This is a genomic window from Variovorax paradoxus (assembly GCA_016806145.1).
Lineage (GTDB): Bacteria > Pseudomonadota > Gammaproteobacteria > Burkholderiales > Burkholderiaceae_C > Variovorax.
On the sequence record CP063166.1, the window covers coordinates 6,589,390 to 6,611,541 of the forward strand.

At 69.3% G+C, this 22,152-nt stretch carries 23 protein-coding genes; 11 read left to right on the top strand and 12 right to left on the bottom strand.

What is annotated here, in order from left to right; genetic code table 11:
• Positions 1 to 33 precede the first annotated feature (33 nt).
• The 3 genes from INQ48_30850 to INQ48_30860 form a co-directional block, all read right to left on the bottom strand.
• Positions 34 to 1,236: an amidohydrolase gene (locus tag INQ48_30850; protein QRF57623.1), complete on the bottom strand. Its 1,203-nt coding sequence runs from the start codon at positions 1,234 to 1,236 to the stop codon at positions 34 to 36.
• Positions 1,237 to 1,339: 103 nt separating this feature from the next.
• The gene (locus INQ48_30855) at positions 1,340 to 2,203 is read right to left on the bottom strand and encodes a pirin family protein (GenBank protein QRF57624.1); all 864 of its coding nucleotides are present in this window, start codon (positions 2,201 to 2,203) and stop codon (positions 1,340 to 1,342) included.
• Complete coding sequence (locus INQ48_30860) at positions 2,200 to 2,784, bottom strand: NAD(P)H-dependent oxidoreductase (GenBank protein QRF57625.1); 585 nt, start codon at positions 2,782 to 2,784, stop codon at positions 2,200 to 2,202. The genes INQ48_30855 and INQ48_30860 overlap by 4 nt, the downstream gene beginning before the upstream one ends.
• A 141-nt stretch (positions 2,785 to 2,925) precedes the next feature.
• Here INQ48_30860 and INQ48_30865 point away from each other — a divergent pair, with 141 nt between their 5' ends.
• The 3 genes from INQ48_30865 to INQ48_30875 are packed head-to-tail and all read left to right on the top strand — an operon-like array spanning position 2,926 to position 5,234.
• Positions 2,926 to 3,852 carry a LysR family transcriptional regulator gene (locus INQ48_30865; GenBank protein QRF57626.1) on the top strand — a complete coding sequence of 309 codons (927 nt, stop codon included), beginning with the start codon at positions 2,926 to 2,928 and terminating at the stop codon, positions 3,850 to 3,852.
• Positions 3,853 to 3,889: 37 nt separating this feature from the next.
• Positions 3,890 to 4,366, top strand: coding sequence for a peptidylprolyl isomerase (locus INQ48_30870; protein ID QRF57627.1), 477 nt, complete (start codon positions 3,890 to 3,892; stop codon positions 4,364 to 4,366).
• A 22-nt stretch (positions 4,367 to 4,388) separates the two neighbouring features.
• Positions 4,389 to 5,234 (top strand): hypothetical protein, encoded by an 846-nt coding sequence (locus INQ48_30875; protein ID QRF57628.1) that lies wholly within the window; start codon positions 4,389 to 4,391, stop codon positions 5,232 to 5,234.
• Between the two features lie 36 nt (positions 5,235 to 5,270).
• On the opposite strand, the gene INQ48_30880 is transcribed toward INQ48_30875, so the two are convergent.
• Positions 5,271 to 6,863, bottom strand: coding sequence for a CYTH and CHAD domain-containing protein (locus INQ48_30880; GenBank protein ID QRF57629.1), 1,593 nt, complete (start codon positions 6,861 to 6,863; stop codon positions 5,271 to 5,273).
• Positions 6,864 to 7,085: 222 nt separating this feature from the next.
• Between INQ48_30880 and INQ48_30885 the strand changes: the two genes are divergently transcribed.
• Together INQ48_30885 and INQ48_30890 are read left to right on the top strand one after the other, a co-directional pair.
• Positions 7,086 to 7,502 (top strand): VOC family protein, encoded by a 417-nt coding sequence (locus INQ48_30885; protein ID QRF57630.1) that lies wholly within the window; start codon positions 7,086 to 7,088, stop codon positions 7,500 to 7,502.
• Between the two features lie 93 nt (positions 7,503 to 7,595).
• Positions 7,596 to 8,723, top strand: a complete 1,128-nt coding sequence (locus tag INQ48_30890; GenBank protein ID QRF57631.1) for a pirin family protein — start codon at positions 7,596 to 7,598, stop codon at positions 8,721 to 8,723.
• A 4-nt stretch (positions 8,724 to 8,727) separates the two neighbouring features.
• Here the strand turns inward: INQ48_30890 and INQ48_30895 are convergent, their stop codons facing one another.
• Together INQ48_30895 and INQ48_30900 are read right to left on the bottom strand one after the other, a co-directional pair.
• On the bottom strand, positions 8,728 to 9,018 hold the full coding sequence (locus tag INQ48_30895; GenBank protein QRF57632.1) for a hypothetical protein: 291 nt from the start codon (positions 9,016 to 9,018) through the stop codon (positions 8,728 to 8,730).
• Positions 9,019 to 9,140: 122 nt separating this feature from the next.
• Positions 9,141 to 10,469 carry an Nramp family divalent metal transporter gene (locus INQ48_30900; protein QRF57633.1) on the bottom strand — a complete coding sequence of 443 codons (1,329 nt, stop codon included), beginning with the start codon at positions 10,467 to 10,469 and terminating at the stop codon, positions 9,141 to 9,143.
• Positions 10,470 to 10,608: 139 nt separating this feature from the next.
• Between INQ48_30900 and INQ48_30905 the strand changes: the two genes are divergently transcribed.
• The 3 genes from INQ48_30905 (at position 10,609) to INQ48_30915 (ending at position 12,274) form a co-directional block, all read left to right on the top strand.
• Complete coding sequence (locus INQ48_30905; protein QRF57634.1) at positions 10,609 to 10,917, top strand: antibiotic biosynthesis monooxygenase; 309 nt, start codon at positions 10,609 to 10,611, stop codon at positions 10,915 to 10,917.
• A gap of 131 nt (positions 10,918 to 11,048) precedes the next feature.
• Positions 11,049 to 11,648, top strand: coding sequence for a hypothetical protein (locus INQ48_30910; protein QRF57635.1), 600 nt, complete (start codon positions 11,049 to 11,051; stop codon positions 11,646 to 11,648).
• 23 nt (positions 11,649 to 11,671) lie between these two features.
• Positions 11,672 to 12,274 carry a hypothetical protein gene (locus tag INQ48_30915; protein ID QRF57636.1) on the top strand — a complete coding sequence of 201 codons (603 nt, stop codon included), beginning with the start codon at positions 11,672 to 11,674 and terminating at the stop codon, positions 12,272 to 12,274.
• 65 nt (positions 12,275 to 12,339) lie between these two features.
• Here the strand turns inward: INQ48_30915 and gap are convergent, their stop codons facing one another.
• Entirely contained in the window at positions 12,340 to 13,341 is a 1,002-nt protein-coding gene (gap, locus tag INQ48_30920; GenBank protein ID QRF57637.1) for a type I glyceraldehyde-3-phosphate dehydrogenase, read from the bottom strand.
• A gap of 64 nt (positions 13,342 to 13,405) precedes the next feature.
• Complete coding sequence (locus INQ48_30925) at positions 13,406 to 15,508, bottom strand: transketolase (GenBank protein ID QRF57638.1); 2,103 nt, start codon at positions 15,506 to 15,508, stop codon at positions 13,406 to 13,408.
• A gap of 172 nt (positions 15,509 to 15,680) precedes the next feature.
• Between INQ48_30925 and INQ48_30930 the strand changes: the two genes are divergently transcribed.
• From INQ48_30930 to INQ48_30940, 3 genes are read left to right on the top strand one after another with little or no spacing between them, the layout of a single operon-like run.
• Positions 15,681 to 16,067: an S-adenosylmethionine decarboxylase gene (locus INQ48_30930; protein QRF57639.1), complete on the top strand. Its 387-nt coding sequence runs from the start codon at positions 15,681 to 15,683 to the stop codon at positions 16,065 to 16,067.
• Between the two features lie 29 nt (positions 16,068 to 16,096).
• A complete protein-coding gene (locus tag INQ48_30935) occupies positions 16,097 to 16,810 on the top strand; it encodes a nucleotidyltransferase family protein (GenBank protein ID QRF60965.1) in 714 nt (237 codons plus the stop codon).
• A 30-nt stretch (positions 16,811 to 16,840) separates the two neighbouring features.
• Complete coding sequence (locus INQ48_30940) at positions 16,841 to 18,238, top strand: aminopeptidase P N-terminal domain-containing protein (protein ID QRF57640.1); 1,398 nt, start codon at positions 16,841 to 16,843, stop codon at positions 18,236 to 18,238.
• 15 nt (positions 18,239 to 18,253) lie between these two features.
• On the opposite strand, the gene INQ48_30945 is transcribed toward INQ48_30940, so the two are convergent.
• The 4 genes from INQ48_30945 to INQ48_30960 all read right to left on the bottom strand — a co-directional run bounded on the left by INQ48_30945 (position 18,254) and on the right by INQ48_30960 (position 22,112).
• Positions 18,254 to 18,619, bottom strand: coding sequence for a DUF3325 domain-containing protein (locus INQ48_30945; GenBank protein QRF57641.1), 366 nt, complete (start codon positions 18,617 to 18,619; stop codon positions 18,254 to 18,256).
• Positions 18,619 to 20,292 (bottom strand): PepSY domain-containing protein, encoded by a 1,674-nt coding sequence (locus tag INQ48_30950; GenBank protein ID QRF57642.1) that lies wholly within the window; start codon positions 20,290 to 20,292, stop codon positions 18,619 to 18,621. Before INQ48_30950 ends, INQ48_30945 begins: the two co-directional genes overlap by 1 nt.
• On the bottom strand, positions 20,289 to 20,594 hold the full coding sequence (locus tag INQ48_30955) for a DUF3649 domain-containing protein (GenBank protein ID QRF60966.1): 306 nt from the start codon (positions 20,592 to 20,594) through the stop codon (positions 20,289 to 20,291). Before INQ48_30955 ends, INQ48_30950 begins: the two co-directional genes overlap by 4 nt.
• A 162-nt stretch (positions 20,595 to 20,756) precedes the next feature.
• On the bottom strand, positions 20,757 to 22,112 hold the full coding sequence (locus INQ48_30960) for an esterase-like activity of phytase family protein (protein QRF57643.1): 1,356 nt from the start codon (positions 22,110 to 22,112) through the stop codon (positions 20,757 to 20,759).
• Positions 22,113 to 22,152 lie beyond the last annotated feature (40 nt).

The window sequence follows — 22,152 nt, forward strand, 5'->3', positions numbered from 1 at the left end:
GGTTGGGGAAAAGAGGAAATCCGCGTGGTCGCTTCAGCGCCCCGGCGCGAGCCAGCGCTGCGCCAGCCGCACGAAGTAGCTCGCGCCGATCGGGATGATCTCGTCGTTGAAGTCGAACGAGCTGTTGTGGATGATGCAAGGCCCGGGCCCGTGGCCGTCGAGCCGGTGGTCGCCGTCGCCATTGCCTAGGAAGGCATAGCAGCCGGGCCGCGCCAGCAGCATGTGGGCGAAGTCCTCGGCGCCCATCACCGCCGGGAAGTCGGTGGTGACCATGTCGTCGCCCACCACCTCGCGCATCACGCCGGCCGCGAAGCGCGCCTCGGCCGGATGGTTCACCGTCGGTGGCGAGGAGCGGTTGAAGAACACCTCGGCCGTGCAGCCGTGCGCCGCCGCCACGCCCGCGGCCACCTCGCGCAGCCGGGCTTCGAGCAGGTCGATGGCCTCGATCGAGAAGGTGCGGATGGTGCCGCCGACCGTGGCTTCGTCGGGAATGATGTTGGGCGCGTCCGAGCCGCGCAGTTGCGTGACCGCGAGCAGCGCGCGCTCGGTGCTCGGGATGGTGCGCGCGACGATGGTCTGCAGCTGCTGCGCGAGGTTGACCACCGCCGCCACCGGGTCGATGCCGGTGTGCGGCATCGAGGCATGCGTGCCGCGCCCGTGCAGCGTGATGCGGTAGGTGTTGCTCGAGGCCATGAGCGCGCCCTCGTTGAGCGCGAAGCGGCCCACGTCGCCGACGGGGAAGTTGTGCAGGCCGAAGACCGCGTCGCACGGGAAGCGTTCGAACAGGCCCTCGTCGATCATCTTCTTGGCACCGGCCTTGCCCATCTCCTCCGCGGGCTGGAAGATGAAATGCACCGTGCCGTCGAAGTCGTCCGGGCCCTGTTGCGACAGGTGCCAGGCGGCGGCCAGCAGCATGGTGGTGTGGCCGTCGTGGCCGCAGGCATGCATGCGGCCCGCGTGGCGCGACTTGTGGGCGAACTCGTTGGCCTCGTGCAGCGGCAGCGCATCCATGTCGGCGCGCAGGCCGATGGTGCGCCCGCCCGTGCCCTTGCGCAGCACGCCGACCAGGCCGGTGCCCGCGATGCCGCGGTGCACCTCGATGCCCCATTCGGCGAGCAGGCCGGCCACTTTCTCGGAGGTGCGGTGTTCCTCGAAGCCGAGTTCGGGGTGGGCGTGGATGTCGCGCCGGATGTCGACGAAGCGGGCGACGTCGGCGAAGGAATCGACGATGTTCATGGGGGGCGGCTGGCTGAATCGTTCTGGAAGCGAACGATTCTGGCGCAGCCGCCCGGCGCGCGCATGCTCGATTACGCGGCTCGTCGGAGCCGCGCTTCCTGCGCTATGCGGCCCGGCCGAGCCGGCCCTCCTGCCGCAGCTTCGCGCCGATGCGACGGATCTCGGCCTCGCCCTGGTCCAGCGTCGCGCGGCTGGTGTGCACCGAGTAGTGGCCCATCACGAGCTCGTGCGGATGCTTGACCGCCGAGCCCAGCACGAAGGAGGTGTCGCCATGCGCCACGAGGTCGATGGCCTCGCCCGACTCCTCGAACACCGCGAGCTCGCCGTCGCCGATCGACCCGCCCGCCTCGTCGCCCGCGTCGAGCCGGCCGCTCTCCACCGCGAGCCAGCCCACCGTATGGCCGGCCGGCGGCGTGTAGCGCCAGTGCTCGCCGTCCTTCAGCTGCACCGCGAGGTAGTTGATCGGCGCGGGTGCCGGAATCGCGCTGCGCGCCGCGCCGTAGCTGCCGAGCAGCACGCGCGCCGGGCCTTCGCGCGGCACCTGCGAGGGCGCGAGGTAGATGCTCTGCGCGGGCGCGTTCTCTTCCGATGCGGGCAGCGCCACCCAGAGCTGGAAGCCGCGCACGCGCTGCACGCCCGGCGCCGGCGCGCCCGTGTGCCACACGCCATTGCCCGCGCGCATCCATTCGACGCCGCCGCCGCGCAGCACGCCCTGTTCACCGGTCGTGTCCTCGTAGAGCGTATCGCCCTCGATCAGCCAGGTCAGCGTGGCGATGCCCGAGTGCGGATGCATGCCAAAGCCGCGATGGCCGCCCTCGGTGTCGAAGCCGAACAGGTCGAGGAAGACGAAGGGCTTGAGGAATTCGCCGAGGTCGCCCGGGCTCACGAGCCGTGCGATCGGACCGTGCTTCATGCCGCGCGTGCGATAGACGATGGCGCGGGTCCTGGTCGCGACGTCGGTGCTCATGCGGCCTCCCTCGCTGTCTTCAGCGCCTTGGTCCACCAGGCCAGGTCGTCGAGCATGCCGCCGGCCGCCTGCGCCAGGTGCGGGAAGTCCTCGAAGTTCTTGCCCTGCTGCCAGATGCCGAGGAACTCGACCATGCCGATGTGCACCGCGTTGCGCACCGGCGCCATCTGCATCTCGACCGCGATCAGCCGCAGCTGCTCGATCGCGCGCGCCGCGCCCACGCCGCCGTAGCCCACGAAGCCGACCGGCTTGCGCACGAACTCCTTGTAGGCCCAGTCGATCGCGTTCTTCAGCACCGCGCTCGGGCCGTGGTTGTACTCGGGCGTGACCACGACGAGGCCGTCGAAGCTGGCCAGCTTCGCCTGCCAGCGCTGCGCGGCCTCGTTCTTCACCGGGCCCCAGGCCGGCGCGCCGGCTTCGTCGAAGAAGGGCAGCGGATGGTCGCGCAGGTCGACCAGCTCGAAGGCGAGGTCGGTGCGCTGCTTCGCGATCTCGTGGATCCAGTGCGCGGGCTTCTCGCCGAAGCGGCCTTCGCGGGTCGAGCCGATGACGATGCCGATGCGGGGTTGGGTGGTGGACATGAAAGCTCCTGGGATTCGGGGTCGATGGATGGACGGACGGGCCGGCTGGCCCGATGGATCGAAGGTTAGGGCGCCACCCATTGATCGACTAGACGGTAGAGTCGGATTGCACTCGTCCATTTTTGGAAGGAATCGAATCCCATGCTCGACCTCAACGACATCGCCATGTTCGTGCAGGTGGTGCGCCATGGCAGCTTTGCGGAAGCCGCCCGGCGCCTCGGGATGCCGCCCAACACCGTGAGCCGGCGCATCCAGCAGCTCGAGGCGCAGCTGGGCACGCGGCTGATGCAGCGCTCCACCCGCAAGCTGACCCTGACCAGCGCGGGCCAGGCCTTCCACGAGCGCTGCGCGGGCGCGGTCGACGGGCTGGTCGAGGCCGGGCAGGAGCTGGTCACCGGCAGCCGCGAGCCCAGCGGCCTCGTGCGGGTGGCGGCGACCGCCGACTTCTTCGATTTCTTCCCGATGGAATGGGTGGCCGACTTCCTGGCCGCGCATCCGCGGGTCCGGGTCGACTTCGTGCTGAGCGACGCCCGGGCCGACCTGATCGCCGAGCAGATCGACGTCGCCTTCCGCGGCGGCGCGCAGCCCGATTCGGGCTACGTCGGCCGCAAGCTGCTGGGCCCGCGCACCGACGGCCTGGTGGCGAGCCCCGCCTACATCGCCGCGCACGGCGCGCCGGCCACGCTGCAGGATCTGGCACAGCACGACTGCGTGACCGCGCCGCATCCCAGCGGCCGCGCGACCTGGCGGCTGACCGGGCCGGACGGCGAGGAGGAGGTGCAGGTCGCCGGCCGCTTCAGCGGCAACACCGCGCAGGCGCTGCGCCGGGCGGCCGTGGCCGGCCTGGGCATCGCGCTGCTGCCGCCCTCGATGGGCCGGCTCGACGTGGCGGCCGGCCGGCTCATGCCGGTGCTGCCGCAGTACCAGCGCACGGGGCAGGGGCTCACCGTGCTGTACCCGAGCCGCAAGCACCTGCCGCTCGCGGTGTCGGCCTTCATCGCGATGGTGATGGAGAAGCTGAGCACCGAGGAAACCCTTCCGGAGGCCTTCCGTTCGTGGAAGACCTAGCTGCGACGGCCCATCGGTTTGCACGGAAAATGGCCCGATGAAAATCGCAAAAGACACCGTCGTCACCCTCAAGTACAAAGTCGCCGACGCCCAGGGCAAGCTGATCGAGGCCAGCCCCGAGCCCATGGCCTACCTGCATGGCGGCTACGAGAACACGCTGCCCAAGATCGAGGAAGCGCTCGACGGCCAGGAGAAGGGCTACCAGACCACCCTGAACCTCGCGCCCGAGGACGCCTTCGGCCAGCGCGACGAGACGCTGGTGCGCAGCATTCCCAAGACCGACTTCCCGCCGGGCGTGAAGGTGGGCGGCCAGCTGCAGGGCCGCCTCGACGACGGCCGCGAGCACGTGTTCACCGTGATCAAGATCAAGGGCCCGGTCGTCATGCTCGACGGCAACCATCCGTGGGCCGGCAAGGCGCTGCGCTTCAGCCTGACCGTGACGGACGTGCGCGAGGCACTGCCGGTGGAGATCGAGCATCGGCATGTGCATGGGGCGCACGGCCACCACCACTGAGCGCTAGCTGCGGCTACGTCCGATGGATTCCGCGAGCATTTCCGACGTCTCCAAAGTCTTCAGCATCGCAACGCCGCTGCTCATTTGCGGCGTGTTTTTGTGGACGATATGGCGGACGGAATCTCGCCATGTGCTGATCCGGCGGCTTTGGCAGCTGGTGCACGGGAATCAGGAGATTTCCGATCCAGAGATCCGGGCTTTCGTCGACGAGCAGACCAGCCTGGTCTCTTTTCGAATGTTTGCCGGACTGCCTGTCACGAGTCTGGAGAAAGCGAGAGAGCTCATCCGCTGGGCAAAGCTCAACGGTGTCCAGATGCGAACCCTGCGCATATGCGGCGAGTTCTTCGATCCAGATACGCGCGAGGTCAACGCAACGAAATTGCCATCGCAGAGTTTGCAGGGAGTGAAGCTGGCAGGCTTCGTTATCGCGGTACTGCTCTGCGCTGCCTCGGCAGCAAGCTTGGTCTCGTCGCGTTCGCTGATGAGTTTGAAGGCTACGAATCGCTTCTTCTTGGCAACGACCACGGACGTGAAGCCACTGTGGCCTCTATGGCCGTTCGATGAGACACCGCTGCGCGTGAGCAATTGCTCGGCAAGCAACGAGGCCATTCAGATCAGCACGTCTTTCACGCCGCAGGAGGTCGGCATCCTCTGCGAGATACTGAAGGAGAAAGAGTCCGCGAATTTCTTCAAGGACGCATTGAAAGAGCAGCGTTGGAGCGCTGCTCTTCTCTTCCTGTTTTGCGCATGGCTTTCCTGGATCGCGCTCTTCGCATGGGCAGCAGGAGCTGCCGCAAGGCGTCTGGCCGATCGCCGGCTTGATCCTGCGCTGCCGGGCTCTCAACTAAGTCTGGACCTTGGCAACTGACCGGCGTCGCTCGACTGCTGCCTGCATTGCAGCGGGTCAGCTCTTCCTCTTCTTCCAGAAGCGACGCGCCCCCTCGATCCTTTCCAGCGCCTCCCGACAGGCCGCCGCCCCCGCCGCATGCCGCGCGCTGAACCAGCCCACCGCGAACCAGGCGCGCACATCGTGCGCCGTGGCTTCGCGGTACAGGGCCATCGCGACGGCCTCGTCGTTGTACTCGCCCAATGCGTCCTGCGCGGGACGCAGGCGCTTCAGGTAGCGCTCGGCGGCGCTCTTGTCGTCGCCCTTCTTCTCGTCTTTGGTCTCGAACAGCGGCGCCGCGAATTCGGCGAGGTAGCGCAAGCGCTTGAGGCGCTTGCGCACGCGGTGCTGGCTGTCGGTGTCGAGCGATTCGAAGCGGCCGCCGTCGCGCAGGGCATGTTGGTGCAGGCGCTGCAGGCGCTTGCGCAGGAAGCGGCGGGCGTCGTCGGGATTCAGCGGCGTGACGGGCGGCGCGCCCTCCGCGGCCGGTTCGGGCGCCGGGGCCTCGGTGGCGGTGAAGCCGATCAGGGCCACCAGCACCGCCTGGAATGCCGGCGCGCGCACGGCCTCGCCGGGTGAAGGCTGGGAGGCGCCCGCACCAGCCGCATCGCCGGCCAGCGGATCCACCTCGGGCGCCCCGGCCTCGCGCAGCTTCGGCTGCGCGATCTTCGCCACCTGCTCGCGGTCGCGCAGCGCGCCGAGCGCGCGGAAGCAGTCGACCAGCGCCGGCTCCCAGCCCGCGCGGTCGAAGGCGCCCGTGGGATCGAGCCCCTCGAGTTCGCGCAGGGCAGTGCGCAGGCGCCGGATGCCGATGCGCAGCTGATGGATCTGTTCCTCGTCGTCGCTGCCCGCCGCGACCTCGGTGGCATTCGGCAGGATCTGCGCAAGGCAGTTCGCGACCACGGCGCGCTGGATCGCACGGCCATCAGGCGCGCTCGCGAAGCGCGGCGGCTCGGCCTTGACGGCGGGCACCACCTCGAGCCCCGCGAGCAGGCGGGCGCCGCGCTCGGCCTTCGAGATGGTGCTGAACCACAGCCCGTGCTGCTGCGACCAGCGCTGCGCCAGCGCGACCAAGCCCGGCACGCTGCCGCGCTTGAGTTCGAGCTCGAGTTCGCAGACCGGCGATGCGCGCTGTTCGGGCGTGCCGGCATGCGCCACCACCTTGCCGACATCGAGCGCCAGCTCGGCCACGACGCCGCCCGGCCCGGTGCTGCGCACGTCGCGCGTAAGCCGCACGATGTCGGTGGACTGGCGCTCGACCAGCGCCAGGAACTGTCCATCCTCGCCCGCGAGCGCCCGCGCCAGCCGCTCGCCGACCGGCGTGCCCTCGTGGCGCCGCGGATCGATGTCGGGCGAAGCGCCCGCGGTACCGAGGTCGACGTTGTGCTCGAGCCGGTGCAGCGCGTTGTCGCCCGTGGCCTTCACCGTCTGCACCCAGCGCCGGCCCTCCTTGCGCAGCCGCAGCACGATGCCCTGCGCGGCCAGCCGCTCGTCGGCGGTGTCGAAATAGCGCGCCTGCAGCCGCGTGCGCACCACGGCACCGCGACGCAGCGCGGCGTCGACGGCCTTCAGGCGGTCGGCGGGGATGTGGAACTTGAATTCGATTTCCATGAGCCGGCCATGATGCACGCTGCGCGCCGTGGCGCCACCCATCGACGCACGGTGCGCGCGGGCATCGGGGCGAGCCGCCGCGGGCCGGAAGCGTCTTCTTGCAAATTGATGTGGACACCGTCCATTTTGTTTTGCATAATTTGTGGACGCTGTACACAACAACCCGTCCAGCGACCCGAAGTCCCCTCTTTCGTTCTCTTCTTTCGACGCACAGGAAACACCATGGCCACCAAGCAGATCTTCGTGAACCTCCCCGTCAAGGACCTCGACAAGTCCAAGGCCTTCTTCAACGCGCTGGGCTACAGCTTCAACCCGCAGTTCACCGACGCCAATGCCGCCTGCATGGTGGTGCAGGAAGGCAGCATCCACGCGATGCTGCTGGTCGAGTCCTTCTTCAAGACCTTCACCGACAAGGCGATCGCCGACACCCGCACCAGCACCGAGGTGCTGCTGTGCCTGTCGTGCGAGAGCCGCGCCGAGGTCGACGAGCTGGTGGCCAAGGCGGTCGCCGCCGGCGGCACCACGCCGCGCGCGCCGCAGGACCTCGGCTTCATGTACGGCCATGGCTTCCAGGACCTCGACGGCCACCTCTGGGAACTCGTGTTCATGGACCCGAACGCGCAGATGCCCCAGCAATAAGGACGGCAGGCGACTCCGGCGATGCCCATCGTTCCATCCGCGAGCCGCACTGTCGCGCGCACGCGCCCTTCCGATGGGCGCCGGCGCCCCGACATGAGCGGCAAGGACACCGCGCCATCGACGGCGTCCGACCCCGAAAGGAAGGCCGACGTGCCCACCGCCACCGCCAGCTACAACCCCATCGTGGGGATCAAGCCCCTGGGCTTCCCGTGGGAGACGGTCGACCCGTTCCTGTTCTGCGTCTACCACGACGACGCCTATCCGCGCGCCAATGCGCAGATGGGCCCCGAGGCCTCGCTCGCGGGCCGCGACATCGGCCAGGACTTCAGCCGCAAGGACGGCTGGAGCATGTACCACGGCGAGACCGTGCCGGGCTTTCCCTCGCACCCGCACCGCGGCTTCGAGACCGTGACCATCGTGCGCAAAGGCTTGATCGACCATTCCGACTCGCTGGGCGCCACCGCGCGCTTCGGCGGCGGCGACGTGCAGTGGCTCACCGCCGGCAAGGGCATCGTGCATTCGGAGATGTTCCCGCTGCTCGACGCCGACGCGGCGAATCCGCTCGAGCTGTTCCAGATCTGGCTGAACCTGCCGGCCGCCAGCAAGATGGCCGAGCCGCACTTCACCATGTTCTGGTCGGAGGCGATTCCGCGCCTGGTGGTCGAGTCGCCGCGCGGCGGCCGCACCGAGATCGCGGTGATCGCGGGCCAGCTCGGCAACGCGGCCGAGGCCGGCGCGCCCGCGCCCATCGATCCGCTGGCGCCGCCGCCCGATTCGTGGGCCGCGCGCACCGAGGCCGACGTGGCGATCTGGACCCTGCGCATGACGCCCGGCGCCGACTGGACGCTGCCGGCCGCCAGCGGCGAAGGCACGCGGCGCATGCTGTACTTCTTCAAGGGTGCGCGGGCGCGCATCGCGGGCCGCGAGGTGCAGGGGCCGGCGGCCATCGAGCTGCATGCCGGCAGCGCGGTGGAGATCGTCAACGGCGAGGCCGACACGGCCGAGTTCCTGCTGCTGCAGGGCCGCCCGATCGCCGAGCCGGTGGTGCAGTACGGGCCCTTCGTGATGAACACGCAGGCCGAGATCAGCCAGACCCTGGCCGACTACCGCCGCACGCAGTTCGGCGGCTGGCCCTGGGACGACGGGGCGCCGGTGCATGGCCGCGACCCGGGGCGCTTCGCGCGGCACCCGGGCGGGCGCGAGGACAAGCCGGCGAGTTGAAGACTCAGAAGGTCTTGAGCATCTCGGCGCCCAGCGCCGTCATGCTCGGCACGAACTCGATCACCTCGGCGCGCGCCACCTCGCCCTGCACGAAGGGGTCGCGCGCCAGCACCGCCTCGAGCGCGGCGCGGTCGCCCGAGCGCGCGACGATCACGCCGCCGCGGCGCGGCACCTGGCGACCCGAGGCGATGAACATCCCGCTCTCGTAGTGCTTGCGCAGCCACACCATGTGCGCGTCGATCAGCGCGTCGACCTCCTCGAGGGGGCGGATGTAGGTGAGGGTCACGATGAACATGCGCGGGGCTTCCTGGGTGATGCGACCGACCGATGCTAGGGCCTTCGCATCACGGCCTCGGACCAAGCCGCGGTAACCGGATGCAAATCCACGCCCGGCATCCGCCATCTGGCACTTGGCGCTCAACCGATGCCCAGCACCACCGACGCCACCAGCCACACGTTGGCCGCGCTGATCACGCCGAACAGCAGCCAGGCCAGCGACTTCACCACCGGACCGTTCGCGAAGCCGCCCATCAGCGCGCGGTCGCTCGTGAAGCGGATCAGCGGCCACATCGCGAACGGCAGCTGGAAGCTCAGCATCACCTGGCTCAGCACCAGCATCTTGCCCACGCCACCGTCGCCGAACCACCACACGCCGACGAAGGCCGGCACCAGCGCCAGCGCGCGCGTGATCAGGCGCCGCTGCCAGCACGGGATCTTCAGGTCGAGAAAACCTTCCATGATGATCTGGCCCGCGATGGTGCCGGTGAAGGTCGAGCTCTGGCCCGAGGCCAGCAGCGCCACGCCGAACAGCGTGGCCGCCAGCGCGCTGCCCACCACCGGCTCGATCAGCCGGTAGGCATCGTCGATCTCGGTCACCGCCGTGTGGCCGGTGCCGTGGAAGGCGCTGGCCGCGAGCACCATGATGGCCGCGTTGACCAGCAGCGCGAGCGACAGCGAGACCACCGCGTCGAGCGTGCAGAAGCGCACCGCCTCGCGCCGCGCGGGCTCGGTCGGCGCCACCAGCCGGGTCTGCACGATCGACGAATGCAGGTAGAGGTTGTGCGGCATCACGGTCGCGCCCACGATGCCGATCGCGAGGTAGAGCGCGCCCGGCTGATGCAGCCGCTCGAGCATCGGCACGAAGCCGACCGCCACGCCGAGCCAGTTGGGCGGCGCCATCGCGAGCTCGACCACGAAGCAGGCCGCGATGGTGCCGACCAGGCCGAGCACGATCGCCTCCACGCGGCGGAAGCCGGCACCCTGCAGGCCCAGCACCAGCAGGGTGTCGAAGGCGGTGATGAGGATACCGACCGGGATCGAGACGCCGAACAGCAGGTGCAGCGCGAGCGCGCTGCCGAGCACCTCGGCCAGGTCGCAGGCCACGATGGCGAGTTCGGCGCCGAGCCAGAGGAAGCGGTTGACGCGCGGCGAATAGCGCTCGCGGCAGGCGCGCGCCAGATCCTTCTGCGCGATCAGCCCGAGCCGCACGCACAGGGTCTGCAGCAGCATCGCCGCGAGGCTCGCGAGCAGCACCACGAACAGCAGGCCGTAGCCGAAGCGCGAGCCGGCCTCGATGTCGGTGGCCCAGTTGCCCGGGTCCATGTAGCCCACCGACACCAGCAACCCCGGGCCCGCGTAGCGCAGCAGCTTGCGGCCGAAGGACAGTTCCCGCGGCACCGCGACGCTGCCTTTCACCTCGGACGGACAGAAGGGCGCGGTGGCGGTGCGGGGCAGCGGGAAGAACATGCGCGCGATGATAGGGACAAGCCCTCGGTCTTGTCGCCCATCGGACCAGCGCCCCCGGCAGGCCCGCGCGGAATCTTTTAGATTCGAAGGCTCGCGGCCGCACCGGCCCGTTCTTCCCATCCCCAGGAGACCCTCGCCCATGATCCACGTCGTCGCCGTCATCACCGCCAAGCCCGGCCAGCGCGCCGCACTGCTCGCCGCCTTCGCCGAGAACCGCGCCGCGGTGCTGGCCGAGAAGGGCTGCGTCGAGTACGGCGCCACCATCGACGCGCAAGGCATCCCGCCCTCGAAGGCCAGCTTCGGCGCCGACACCTTCGTCGTGATCGAGAAGTGGGAAACGCTGGCCGACCTGCAGGCCCATGCGGTCGCGCCGCACATGAAGGCCCATGGCGAGAAGACCAAGGCGCTGGTCGAGAGCAAGCTGATCCACGTGCTCGAGCCGGTCTGAGGTCGCGCGCCCGACGGGCGCTTTTGCTTCTTTCTCCTTCGCCGCCTACCCCTTTCCGTTGTATTCGCGCGCTCGCGATGCTGCTACCTTTGCCGGCAGCCGTTCAACGACACAGAGAGGGGACCACGGACATGGCGATCTTCCGTTCGCAAGGCACGCGCCGGTGTGCGCGTGCCGCCGCGGTGCCCGCCGCGCTGGCCGCGCTCGTGCTGCTGGCCAGCGGCTGCGCGCCGCTGATGGCGCCGCCCTACGCGGCCGACTACGAGGCGCTCGACCGCCTCGAGGCCACGCGCCCCGGCATGGTGGCGGTGGCGCGCGCGCAACCCACCGATCCCGAGGACAGGGTCAACAACGTGCGCATGCGCAGCACGCGCCTGGTCTCGCCCAACGGCAGCTTCGCGCTCTACCTCGAGGAGGCGATGCGGCGCGACCTGGCCGAGATCTCCATCCTCGATCCGAAGGCGCCCACGCGCATCGCGGCGCGCATCCTGCTCAACGAGCTCGACCTCGGCGTGTTCAACGGCGGCGGCCGCATGGAGGTCGAGATCGTGGTCACGCGCGGCGACGTGCAGCGGCTGCGCCGCACCTACCGCGGCGAGACGAAGTTCGAATCGGGCTACGGCGCCGCGGTGGCCGTGCCGGCCGGCCAGGCCGAGTACCCGCGCCTGGTGCGCGCGCTGCTGCGCCAGGTCTATGCCGATCCGCAGTTCGTGGCGGCGATCCGGCCATGACGACAACGACACGAGGCGCCGCCATGTCCCTGCTCCCTTCCTGCGCGCGCGCCGCCGGCATCGCCGCCCTCGCCTTCGGCGCGCTGCTGCTCGCGGCCTGCACCCATCCGATCACCATGGTCACCGACCCGGCGCCGCCGCGTTCGCTGCAGCACCTGGTGCAGAAGAAGGTGGCCTACGTGATGACCGACGCGCAGCGCGACACCCAGGTGGTCACGCCCGGCGGCAGCGGCGACAGGGTCAGCTACTTCCCCTACCGTGACCTCGAGAAGCCGGTGCGCGATGCGCTGCGCTCTGTCTACCGCGACGTGGTGGTGCTGCGCACCGCGAACGACGTGAAGGCCAACCAGGCGGCCGGCATCGCGCTGGTGTTCACGCCGAAGATCACGACCGACTCGAGCTCCACCTCGCTGCTCGCCTGGCCGCCGACCTCGTTCACCGCCGAGGTGCAGTGCGTGGTCACCGATGCCGCGGGTGCCGAGGTCACGCGGGTGCGCGCGGTCGGCAACGGCACGGCCGAGTTCGGCGAGTACAAGGGCGACTTCGGCCTGGCCGCGCGGCGCGCCGCGGCGCGCATGGCGGGGCAGCTCGCGAGCGAGATACGGCGCAACGAGAAGCTGCGCTGAAGGCGGCGCCCCCAAAGAAAAAACGCGCTCCGGAGAGCGCGTTTTTTCCTGGCGGGTTCGAAGGCTTACTTCGAGACGACCTTCACCATCTCGAGGCACTTGTTCGAATAGCCCCATTCGTTGTCGTACCAGCTCACGAGCTTCACGAAGGTGCCGTCGAGCGCGATGCCGGCTTCGGCGTCGAAGATCGAGGTGCGCGGGTCGCCGCGGAAGTCGGTGGCCACCACCTTGTCTTCCGTGTAGCCCAGCACGCCCTTGAGCGCGCCTTCGCTCTGCGCCTTCATCTCGGCGCAGATTTCCTTGTACGTGGCTTCCTTCACCAGCTCGACCGTCAGGTCGACCACCGACACGTCGGAGGTCGGCACGCGGAAGCTCATGCCCGTGAGCTTCTTGTTGAGCTCGGGGATCACCACGCCCACGGCCTTGGCCGCGCCCGTCGACGACGGGATGATGTTTTCGAGGATGCCGCGGCCGCCGCGCCAGTCCTTGTTGCTCGGGCCGTCCACGGTCTTCTGCGTGGCGGTGGCGGCGTGCACGGTGGTCATCAGGCCGCGCTTGATGCCCCACTTGTCGTTGAGCACCTTGGCCAGCGGGGCCAGGCAGTTGGTGGTGCAGCTGGCGTTGCTGACGATGGCTTCGCCGGCGTACTTCTTGTCGTTCACGCCGTAGACGAACATCGGCGTGTCGTCCTTCGACGGGGCCGAGAGGATCACCTTCTTGGCGCCCGCGTCGATGTGCTTCTGCGCCGTTTCCTTCGTGAGGAACAGGCCGGTCGACTCGAGCACGACGTCGGCGCCGACCTCGTTCCACTTGAGGTTCGCGGGGTCGCGTTCCTGCGTCAGGCGGATCTTCTTGCCGTTCACGATCAGCGTGTTGCCCTCGACCGTGACCTCGCCCTTGAAGCGGCCGTGCACCGAGTCGTACTGCAGCATGTAGGCCAGGTAGTCGGGCTCGAGCAGGTCGTTGATGGCAACGATTTCGATGTCGTTCTTGAAGTTCTGCACGGCTGCGCGCAGCACGTTGCGACCGATGCGGCCGAAGCCGTTGATACCGAGTTTGATAGCCATCTGACTTGCTCCTAAGGTTGAAAAACTTCTCTGATCTTGATCGGACGGAAGGCGCGCCGCGGCCTCAGTCGCGCAGCGCGGCCTCGACCGTGGCGGCGACGTTCTCGGCCGTGAAGCCGAAGTGCTTGAACAGCACCGGCGCGGGTGCCGATTCGCCGAACGTGTCGATGCCGACGACGGCGGCGCAGCCGTACTTCCACCAGCCGTCGGTGCAGCCCATCTCGACCGCGACGCGCGGCAGCTTCTTCGGCAGCACGGCCTTCTTGTAGGCCAGGTCCTGGCGGTCGAAGGTGGTGGTCGAGGGCATCGACACCACGCGCACCGCGATCTTCTTCTCGGCCAGCAGCTTCTGCGCGGCGAGCGCGAGCTGCACTTCGGAACCGGTGGCGATGATGACCGCCGCGGTCTTCTTGTTCTTCAGGCCGACCTGTTCGGGCTCGGACAGCACGTAGGCGCCGCGGCTGATGTCGCCGAGTTCGTTCTTCGCCGCATAGGCGATGTTCTGGCGGCTCAGCAGCAGCGCGGTCGGGCGCGACTGGTTCTGCAGCGCCACGGCCCAGGCCACGGCGGTCTCGGCCGTGTCGCCCGGACGCCAGACGTCGAGGTTGGGGATCAGGCGCAGCGAGGCGGCATGCTCGATCGACTGGTGCGTCGGGCCGTCTTCGCCCAGGCCGATGGAGTCGTGCGTGAACACGTGGATCACGCGGCGCTTCATCAGCGCGGCCATGCGGATCGCGTTGCGGCTGTAGTCGCTGAAGGTCAGGAAGGTGCCGCCGTAGGGGATGTAGCCGCCATGCAGCGCCACGCCGTTCATGATCGCGGCCATGCCGAACTCGCGCACGCCGTAGTTGATGTGGCGGCCGATGGTGCCGTGCGGGGCTTCGGCCGGCGCTTCGGACTTGGCTTCGTCTTCCGCGCCGGGCTTGGCCTCGACCGCCGGCACGTTCATGACCACGGCGCCGGTCTTCGGATCGAAGCGCAGCGCGGCGGTGCTCTTGGTGTTGGTGAGGTTCGAGCCGGTCAGGTCGGCGCTGCCGCCGAGCATTTCGGGCAGCGCGGCGGTGAACGCTTCCAGCGCGAGCTGGCTGGCCTTGCGGCTGGCCACGGTCTCGGCCTTGGTGTGCGCGGCCACCACGGTGTCGAACGCGACCTGGTGGAATTCCTTGGGCAGCTCGCCCTTCATGCGGCGCGTGAACTCGCCGGCCAGCTCGGGGTAGGCGACGGCATAGGCGGCGAAGCGATCGTTCCAGTCGGTCTCGAGGCGGTGGCCTTCGTCCTTGTGGTTCCAGTCGGCATAGACCTCGGTCGGGATCTCGAAGGCCGGCGCGGTCCAGCCCAGGGCTTCGCGCGTGAGCTTGATCTCTTCGGCGCCGAGCGCCTCGCCGTGCGCCTTGGCGGTGCCGGCGCGGTTCGGGCTGCCCTTGCCGATGGTGGTCTTGCAGGCGATCAGCGTGGGGCGCGACGTTTCCTTCTTCGCCTTGGCAATGGCCTTCGACACTTCCTGGGCGTCGTTGCCGTCGATCGGGCCGATGACGTTCCAGCCGTAGGCCTTGAAGCGCTCTTCCGTGTTGTCGATGAACCAGGGCTTGACCTGCCCGTCGATGCTGATGCCGTTGTCGTCGTACAGCGCGATCAGCTTGTTGAGGTGCCAGGCGCCGGCCAGCGCGCAGGCTTCGTGGCTGATGCCTTCCATCATGCAGCCATCGCCCAGGAAGGCGTAGGTGTGGTGGTCGACGATGTCGTGGCCCTTGCGGTTGAACTCGGCGGCCAGCAGCTTCTCGGCCAGCGCGAAGCCCACGGCATTGGTGATGCCCTGGCCCAGCGGGCCGGTGGTGGTTTCCACGCCGGGGGTCACGTCGACCTCGGGGTGGCCCGCGGTCTTGCTGTGCAGTTGGCGGAAGTTCTTGAGCTCGTCGATCGGCAGGTCGTAGCCGGTCAGGTGCAGCACCGCGTACAGCAGCATCGAGGCATGGCCGTTCGACAGCACGAAGCGGTCGCGATCGAACCAGTGCGGGTTGGCGGGGTTGTAGCGCAGGTGCTCGCCCCACAGCGCGACGGCCATGTCGGCCATCCCCATCGGTGCGCCCGGATGTCCGGAATTGGCTTGTTGAACGGCATCCATAGCCAACGCGCGGATCGCGTTGGCCATCAGGGCTTGGTTGGCCATGGGCAGGGAACTTTCGGGGGAGTTGGGTGGGTGGGACTCGGGAGAACCCGCGATTTTACCGGGCGAGCCCGAATCGGCACCGACAGCCTCTCTACACCCCTCTGCGCTTATTTTGCGCAGCCGGGCGGACCCGCGTTTTCCCTCATGAGCGATGTACTAAAGTCGCGGACATATGCACGGGCTGCACCTCACCGCCGACCTTCACGACTGCCAATGCGGCGCGCAGTGGTTCACCGATGGCGAGGCGCTCGGCGCCGTCTGCCTCAAGGCGGTGTCGGCCGCGGGGCTGCAGCCGGTGGGCAAGCTGGTCCACGGCTTCCCGGCCACCTCGCACGGCCCCGGCGGCGTCACCGCCACCGTGCTGCTGGCCGAATCGCACCTGTGCTTGCACACCTGGCCCGAGCAGCGCGCCGTCACGCTCGACGTCTACGTCTGCAACTTCGGCGGCGACCATTCGGCCAAGGCGCATGCGCTGATGGACTGCCTGGTCTCGCTGTTCCGCCCACGCCACAGCGAACGCAACGAGCTGCAACGCGGGCGCGTGGCGGCCAGCGCTTGAGCGGGAACGCGACGGTGGCGGCCAAGGCCATGGTGCTCGCGGCCGGTCGCGGCGAGCGCATGCGGCCGCTGACCGACACCACCCCCAAGCCCCTGCTCGAGGTCCGCGGCAAGCCGCTGATGCAATGGCCGATGGAAGCGCTGGCCGCCGGCGGCTTCACCGAACTGGTGCTCAACACGGCCTGGCTCGGCGACCGGATCTCCAGCCACTTCGGCTCGAAACCGTTGCTGGACGGCCAGGTGGCGCTATCGATTTCATACTCCGACGAGGCCCGCGACTTCGGCGGCGCGCTCGAGACCGCGGGCGGCATCGTGCGCGCGCTGCCGCTGCTGGGCGATCCGTTCTGGGTCGCGGCGGGCGACGTGTTCGCGCCCGGCTTCGTCTTCACCCAGGCCGCGGTCGAGCGCTTCGTGGCGGGCGGCAAGCTCGCGCACCTGTGGCTGGTGCCCAATCCCGCGCACAACCCCAAGGGCGACTTCGGCCTCTCGGCCGAGGGCCTCGCGCTCAACACGCCGAACGGCCCGCGCCACACCTTCTCGACCATCGGCCTGTACCGCGCCGCGCTGTTCGCGCCGCCCTACTGCGCCATCCCTGGCGGCAATCCCGGCGGCGTCAAAGCCCCGCTGGCGCCGATCCTGCGTGCCGCGATGGACAATGGCCTGGTGAGCGCCGAGCTCTACACCGGCCCCTGGACCGACGTGGGAACGCCCGAGCGCCTCGCCGAACTCAACCGGCCTTCGTAGCCAGCCCGTCTCAGAGGAAGTCTCCACGCGATGACCACCACCGACACCAAGAAGATCTACGCCGAGCGCCGCGCTCGCCTCGCCTCGCAACTGGGCAAGGACGGCATCGCGATCATCCCGACCGCGCCCGAACGCCAGCGCAACCGCGACAGCGACTTCCTGTTCCGCCACGACAGCTACTTCTACTACCTGAGCGGCTTCACCGAGCCCAACGCCTGGCTGGTGCTTGGCGGCGACGGCCGCGCGACGCTGTTCTGCGCGCCCAAGGACCTGGAGCGCGAGATCTGGGACGGCTACCGGCTCGGCCCCGACGCCGCGCCCGAGGCGCTCGGCCTCGACGAGGCCTTCTCGGTCACCGAGCTCGATGCGAAGCTGCCCAAGCTGCTCGAGAACCGCTCGGTCGTCTGGTATCCGTTCGCCACCCACAAGGGCCTCGAGACCCGCGTCGACGGCTGGCTGCAGTCGGTGCGCGCGCGGGTGCGCTACGGCGCGCTGTGCCCCGAGGAGCAGCGCGACCTCTGCGGCCCGCTCGACGAGATGCGCCTCGTGAAGGACGCGCACGAGCAGGACATCATGCGCCGCGCCGCGCAGATCAGCGCCCGCGCCCACATCCGCGCGATGCAGCTGTCGGCGCGCATGCTGCGCGAGGGCAAGGACGTGCGCGAGTACCACCTCGACGCCGAGCTGCTGCACGAGTTCCGCCTCGGCGGCTCGCAGTACCCGGCCTACGGTTCCATCGTCGCGGCCGGCGCCAACGCCTGCGTGTTGCATTACCGCGCCGATGCCGCGCCGGTGCGCGACGGCGAGCTGGTGCTGATCGATGCCGGCTGCGAGCTCGACGGCTACGCCAGCGACATCACGCGCACCTTTCCCGCCAACGGCAGGTTCACCGGCCCGCAGCGCGCGCTGTACGACCTCGTGCTCGCGAGCCAGGACGCCTCGGCCGCCGCCACCAAGGCCGGCAACCGCTTCAACGACCCGCACGACGCCGCCGTGCGCGTGCTCGCGCAGGGCATGCTCGACCTGGGCCTGCTCGACGCCAACAAGGTCGGTGGCCTCGACGACGTGATCGACAGCCGCGCCTACTTCCAGTTCTACATGCACCGCACCGGCCACTGGCTCGGCATGGACGTGCACGACTGCGGCAGCTACGTCGAGCCCACGCAGGTCGGCGAGGTCAGCGAGCGCAAGGACCCGCTGTCGAACGAGCTCATCAAGAACCGCCCGAGCCGCATCCTGCAGCCCGGCATGGTGCTCACGCTCGAACCCGGCATCTACGTGCGCCCGGCCGACGGCGTGCCCGAGCAGTTCCACAACATCGGCATCCGCACGGAAGACGACGCCATCGTCACGGCCACCGGCTGCGAACTCATTTCGCGCGGCGTGCCGGTGAAGGCGGACGAGATCGAGGCGCTGATGCGGGCCTGAGCGCCGCGCGGCGGCTCAATCGCCCAGCGCCGCCAGCACCAGGCACCCGAGCCCCGTCAGCAGCGCGATCGCCGCCGCCGCCGACGCCACCCAGTGGAAGCGGCGCGGCGCATAGCTCAAGAGCCCCACCACCGTCTGCGCGGCCGCCGTGAGCGCGCCGAGCCAGAGCACCCAGCCGATCGAATGGCCGGCGGCGCGCAGGCTGGCGACGAGCGACAGGCACAGCGCCACGCTGCCGCCGAGCTGCAGCCAGCGGCGCCACGGGCCGGGCGTGCTGCCGCGGCCGAAGACGTCCTCGTTGTGGCGATCCATTGCGAGGCCCAGCGCGCAGAAGCCCGCGAGCGAGGCGGCGAACACGGTTGCGATCAGCAAGGCGTTCATCACGATCCCTGGCCCGAGGTGGCGAGCGCAGGCGAGTCCGCCGCGTCATCGGCCGGGTCGGCCTTCGCGGCTTTCTTGGCCGAGGTGCTCAGGGCCTTGCGCCGTTTGCGTTCCACCATCCAGGCCGCGCCCGCGAGCCCCAGGCCCAGCGCGATCGACACCAGGTCGAAGCCGGCGACGGCGCTCGGACCCGAGCGCAGGCTGACCGTGAGCGGCGCGGGGCCGGTGAAGGCGTTGAGCATCGGCAGCAGCGCGAACAGCAGCGCGCCCGCGGCCAGCTGCGCCTGCCACATGCGCAGCGTGGGCCGCGCGAGCCCCAGCAGCGCGGCCGCGCCCCAGACCGCGAAGAACCAGCCGATCTCGGCCGCGCCGCGGTCGGCCGTGTCGAACGGCACCAGCCGGTTGGCCCAGAACAAGGCGGCCATCGCGAGCGGCAGGCCCGCGATCGCGCCGAGGTTGAGGCCGTCGACCAGCCGCAGGCCGAAGCTCACGCGGCCGCCCTGCTTGAGCCGCTTCGCGAACTTCTGGCGCTCCTTCACGGCCCACAACAGCAACCCGGTGGCGACCATCAGGCAGCCCGCGAGGCCGGAGACGAAGAACAGCGCGCGCAGCAGCGGATCGCCGAAGCGGCCGATGTGCAGGCCGTAGAGCACGCTGCGCGTCTCGACGGCGGGCCGCATGCTGTCGCCGTAGGCGCCGATCAGCGCGCCGGTCACGCCGTTGAAGACCATCGACGGTTGCTCGGACCCCAGTTGCGGCCCTTCGGCGCGGCGCACGATGACCGTCGCGTTGGCATCGTTCGGCGAGTTGACGGTGAGGCGGCCGACCGGCGCGCCGCCCCAGTGCGCGGAGGCCTGCGCGAGCATCGGCGCGACCGGTGCCATCGGCGCCTTCTGGCCCGCGGCCTTGAACTGCTCGCGCACGCCGCCCGCGAAGGCTTCGGAGAAGAAGGTCTGCGTGCCGCCGCTGTCCTTGTAGGCCACCTGCGGGCCCCAGGGCATGTACATGAACATCAGGGTGACCAGGCCCGTGTACGTGATCATCGCGTGATAGGGCAGCGCCAGCACCGCGGTCGCGTTGTGCGCGTCGAGCCACGAGCGCTGGCCCTTCTTCGGTCGGAAGGTGAAGAAGTCCTTGAAGATGCGCTTGTGCGTGACGATGCCGCTGAGGATCGCCACCAGCATGAACATCGCGCAGAAGCCGACGATCCAGCGGCCCCAGATCGCGGGCATGTAGTGCAGGTCGAAATGCAGGCGGTAGAAGAACTCGCCGCCGCGCGTCTCGCGCACCGCCGCCGAGGGCTGGCCACTGGCCGCGTCGAGCACCGCGCGGCCGAAGCGGTCGCGCCGGTCGCGCGGCGGCGAGCCGGCCGGCGGCGCGGGCCGGGTCCAGAACAGGCTGGTCGAGGGTTCGCGCTCGGTCGGCAAGGTGATGAACCAGCGCGGCGAGTCGGCCGCGTGCTGCTGCAGGTAGGCGTAGGCGCCCTCGGTGGCCTGCACCTGCGGCACCGGCGTGCGCGAAAGCCCGTGCAACTCGGGCTTCATCCAGAGCGTGATCTCGTCCTTGAAATACGAGGCCGTGCCAGCCGCGAACACCATGAACAGCACCCAGCCGACCAGGAGGCCCGACCAGGTGTGCAGCCAGGCCATCGACTGGCGGAAGCCCTCCTTCATGCGCCCGCTCCCGGCGTGGGCAGCACCAATAGCAGCGCGCCCAGCGGCGCCGCGGCGATGACCAGTCCGATCCAGGCGCGCCACGCGCTGCGCGCCGCGAACACCCACATCACCGCGACCGCGAACACGAGGAAGGAGGCCAGCGTGCCGGTCATCGCGGCTTCGCTGCGCGCCATGCCGAAGGCGGCGGGCAGGCACAGCGCGAGCGCGGCGGCGGAGAGCGCGGCCACGCCGTAACCGCCGGCGATGGCGGCGATGGCGCGTGAGGCCACGCCGAGGCGATAGCGCAGGCCGGCGCTCACGCCGCGCGCCGGACGGCGTGCGAGGTCGTTCGGGAAGTCATGCAAAAAGGGGAGAGGCCAGGGCCGGGAGAATGAGAATAATACTCATCTGGTACGATTTCCCCAAGGAAACGCCCTGCTATCTCGACCCGAACGCAGGGCGATAGCGGGCGCTTCCGCCGCTCACTTCGCCTGCAGCAGCGCCCCCGCCTCGAGCAGCACCAGCTCGTTGTCGTCGGCCTTGTTCGGCTCGCGGCTGCTCGAGAAGGGCAGGTTGTTGTCGTTGCCGACGACGATGTGGGTGGCATCGACCACGTCGACGTTCTCGATGGTGAAGAACGGGAACTTGAGCACGCCGTCGTTGAGCGGCTTGCGCGCGAGCTTGTCGGGGTCGGCGATGTTCAGCAGGTCGATGTAGCCGATCTTGCGCACCGGGCCGCCGACGTTGGCGTCGCTCAGTTCGACCTTGTAGACGCGCTTGAACTTCGCGATGTCGTGGAAGCAGTCGGTGCGTTTCTGGCCTTCGGGGCAGGCCTTGTCGCTGGTGCCTTCGCCGTTGTCGCGCTCGATGATCAGGCCCGTGGTGCCGTCGATCATGTTGAAGTCGCCGATGGCGTTGCCGTTGGCCTCGAGCACATACTTCCAGTGGCGGCCGGTCCACTTCTCGCCCGCGACGTCGAACTCGAGCACGCGCAGCGCTTCCTTGCCCTCGACCTTCTCGAAGTCCTTGGCCTCGGCGTTCCACACCGGGCCTTCGAGCAGCGCGTAGAGCTTGCTGCCGTCCTTCGAGGCGGCCATGCCCTCGAAGCCCTTGGAGCGCTTGATCTGGAAGTCGACCGCGCCGCCGGGCACGCCGGGCGTGGTCACGGCGGGGTTGTCGGGCGAGCGCACGACCTTGCCGTCGACCTGGGTGTCGAACACGGCGAGCACCTTGCCCTGGAGGTCGGCTTTGATCAGGTAGGGGCCGAACTCCTCGCCGATCCACAGCGCGCCGCCGGCGAACTGGAAGCTCTCGGGATCGAAGTCGGAGCCGGTCAGGTAGCGCTGCTTGCTGCCCTCGTGGACGATGCGGAACGGCACCTTCTTGTCGGGGTCGTGCAGGAACACGGTGGCCAGGCGCTGGAACTTGCCGCTCTTGAAGTCGACCTTGTAGTGGTTGAGGTAGAGCATGAAGTCGGGCGAGTTGGCCTTCGCGCCGGCACCGTTGTCGGTGAGGATCCAGAAGCTGCCGTCGTCCATCTTCTTGATGCCCGAGTGGCCCTGCAGCGGCTGGCCCTTGAAGGGCAGCGACACGCCGGTGCCGCGGCCGCCCGAGAGACCCTCGACGCTGCCGATGGCTTCCACGCGCTTGGGCGTGGTGAACTTGCCGCTGACCTGCAGGTCGCTGGGCGCGTCCTTCGGCGCGGCGACGAAGCTCTGCGCGGGCAGCACGGCATGGCCGGCGAGGGTGGCGGGGAAGGCGGTCTGGGCCGAGGCACCGGTGGCGGCGAACGCGGCGGCGGCGGCCAGGGCGAGGAGGGAAAGGCGCGTCTTCTTCATTGGAGGTCGGGAGTCCGAGTCGAAAACGCGAGACCTTGCC

What these genes read in the sequence shown, in the direction of transcription:
- INQ48_30850 (QRF57623.1), bottom strand. Translation starts at nt 1,236, where the DNA reads ATGAACATCGTCGATTCCTTCGCCGACGTCGCCCGCTTCGTCGACATC.
- INQ48_30855 (QRF57624.1), bottom strand. Translation starts at nt 2,203, where the DNA reads ATGAGCACCGACGTCGCGACCAGGACCCGCGCCATCGTCTATCGCACG.
- INQ48_30860 (QRF57625.1), bottom strand. Translation starts at nt 2,784, where the DNA reads ATGTCCACCACCCAACCCCGCATCGGCATCGTCATCGGCTCGACCCGC.
- INQ48_30865 (QRF57626.1), top strand. Translation starts at nt 2,926, where the DNA reads ATGCTCGACCTCAACGACATCGCCATGTTCGTGCAGGTGGTGCGCCAT.
- INQ48_30870 (QRF57627.1), top strand. Translation starts at nt 3,890, where the DNA reads ATGAAAATCGCAAAAGACACCGTCGTCACCCTCAAGTACAAAGTCGCC.
- INQ48_30875 (QRF57628.1), top strand. Translation starts at nt 4,389, where the DNA reads ATGGATTCCGCGAGCATTTCCGACGTCTCCAAAGTCTTCAGCATCGCA.
- INQ48_30880 (QRF57629.1), bottom strand. Translation starts at nt 6,863, where the DNA reads ATGGAAATCGAATTCAAGTTCCACATCCCCGCCGACCGCCTGAAGGCC.
- INQ48_30885 (QRF57630.1), top strand. Translation starts at nt 7,086, where the DNA reads ATGGCCACCAAGCAGATCTTCGTGAACCTCCCCGTCAAGGACCTCGAC.
- INQ48_30890 (QRF57631.1), top strand. Translation starts at nt 7,596, where the DNA reads ATGAGCGGCAAGGACACCGCGCCATCGACGGCGTCCGACCCCGAAAGG.
- INQ48_30895 (QRF57632.1), bottom strand. Translation starts at nt 9,018, where the DNA reads ATGTTCATCGTGACCCTCACCTACATCCGCCCCCTCGAGGAGGTCGAC.
- INQ48_30900 (QRF57633.1), bottom strand. Translation starts at nt 10,469, where the DNA reads ATGTTCTTCCCGCTGCCCCGCACCGCCACCGCGCCCTTCTGTCCGTCC.
- INQ48_30905 (QRF57634.1), top strand. Translation starts at nt 10,609, where the DNA reads ATGATCCACGTCGTCGCCGTCATCACCGCCAAGCCCGGCCAGCGCGCC.
- INQ48_30910 (QRF57635.1), top strand. Translation starts at nt 11,049, where the DNA reads ATGGCGATCTTCCGTTCGCAAGGCACGCGCCGGTGTGCGCGTGCCGCC.
- INQ48_30915 (QRF57636.1), top strand. Translation starts at nt 11,672, where the DNA reads ATGTCCCTGCTCCCTTCCTGCGCGCGCGCCGCCGGCATCGCCGCCCTC.
- gap (QRF57637.1), bottom strand. Translation starts at nt 13,341, where the DNA reads ATGGCTATCAAACTCGGTATCAACGGCTTCGGCCGCATCGGTCGCAAC.
- INQ48_30925 (QRF57638.1), bottom strand. Translation starts at nt 15,508, where the DNA reads ATGGCCAACCAAGCCCTGATGGCCAACGCGATCCGCGCGTTGGCTATG.
- INQ48_30930 (QRF57639.1), top strand. Translation starts at nt 15,681, where the DNA reads ATGCACGGGCTGCACCTCACCGCCGACCTTCACGACTGCCAATGCGGC.
- INQ48_30935 (QRF60965.1), top strand. Translation starts at nt 16,097, where the DNA reads ATGGTGCTCGCGGCCGGTCGCGGCGAGCGCATGCGGCCGCTGACCGAC.
- INQ48_30940 (QRF57640.1), top strand. Translation starts at nt 16,841, where the DNA reads ATGACCACCACCGACACCAAGAAGATCTACGCCGAGCGCCGCGCTCGC.
- INQ48_30945 (QRF57641.1), bottom strand. Translation starts at nt 18,619, where the DNA reads ATGAACGCCTTGCTGATCGCAACCGTGTTCGCCGCCTCGCTCGCGGGC.
- INQ48_30950 (QRF57642.1), bottom strand. Translation starts at nt 20,292, where the DNA reads ATGAAGGAGGGCTTCCGCCAGTCGATGGCCTGGCTGCACACCTGGTCG.
- INQ48_30960 (QRF57643.1), bottom strand. Translation starts at nt 22,112, where the DNA reads ATGAAGAAGACGCGCCTTTCCCTCCTCGCCCTGGCCGCCGCCGCCGCG.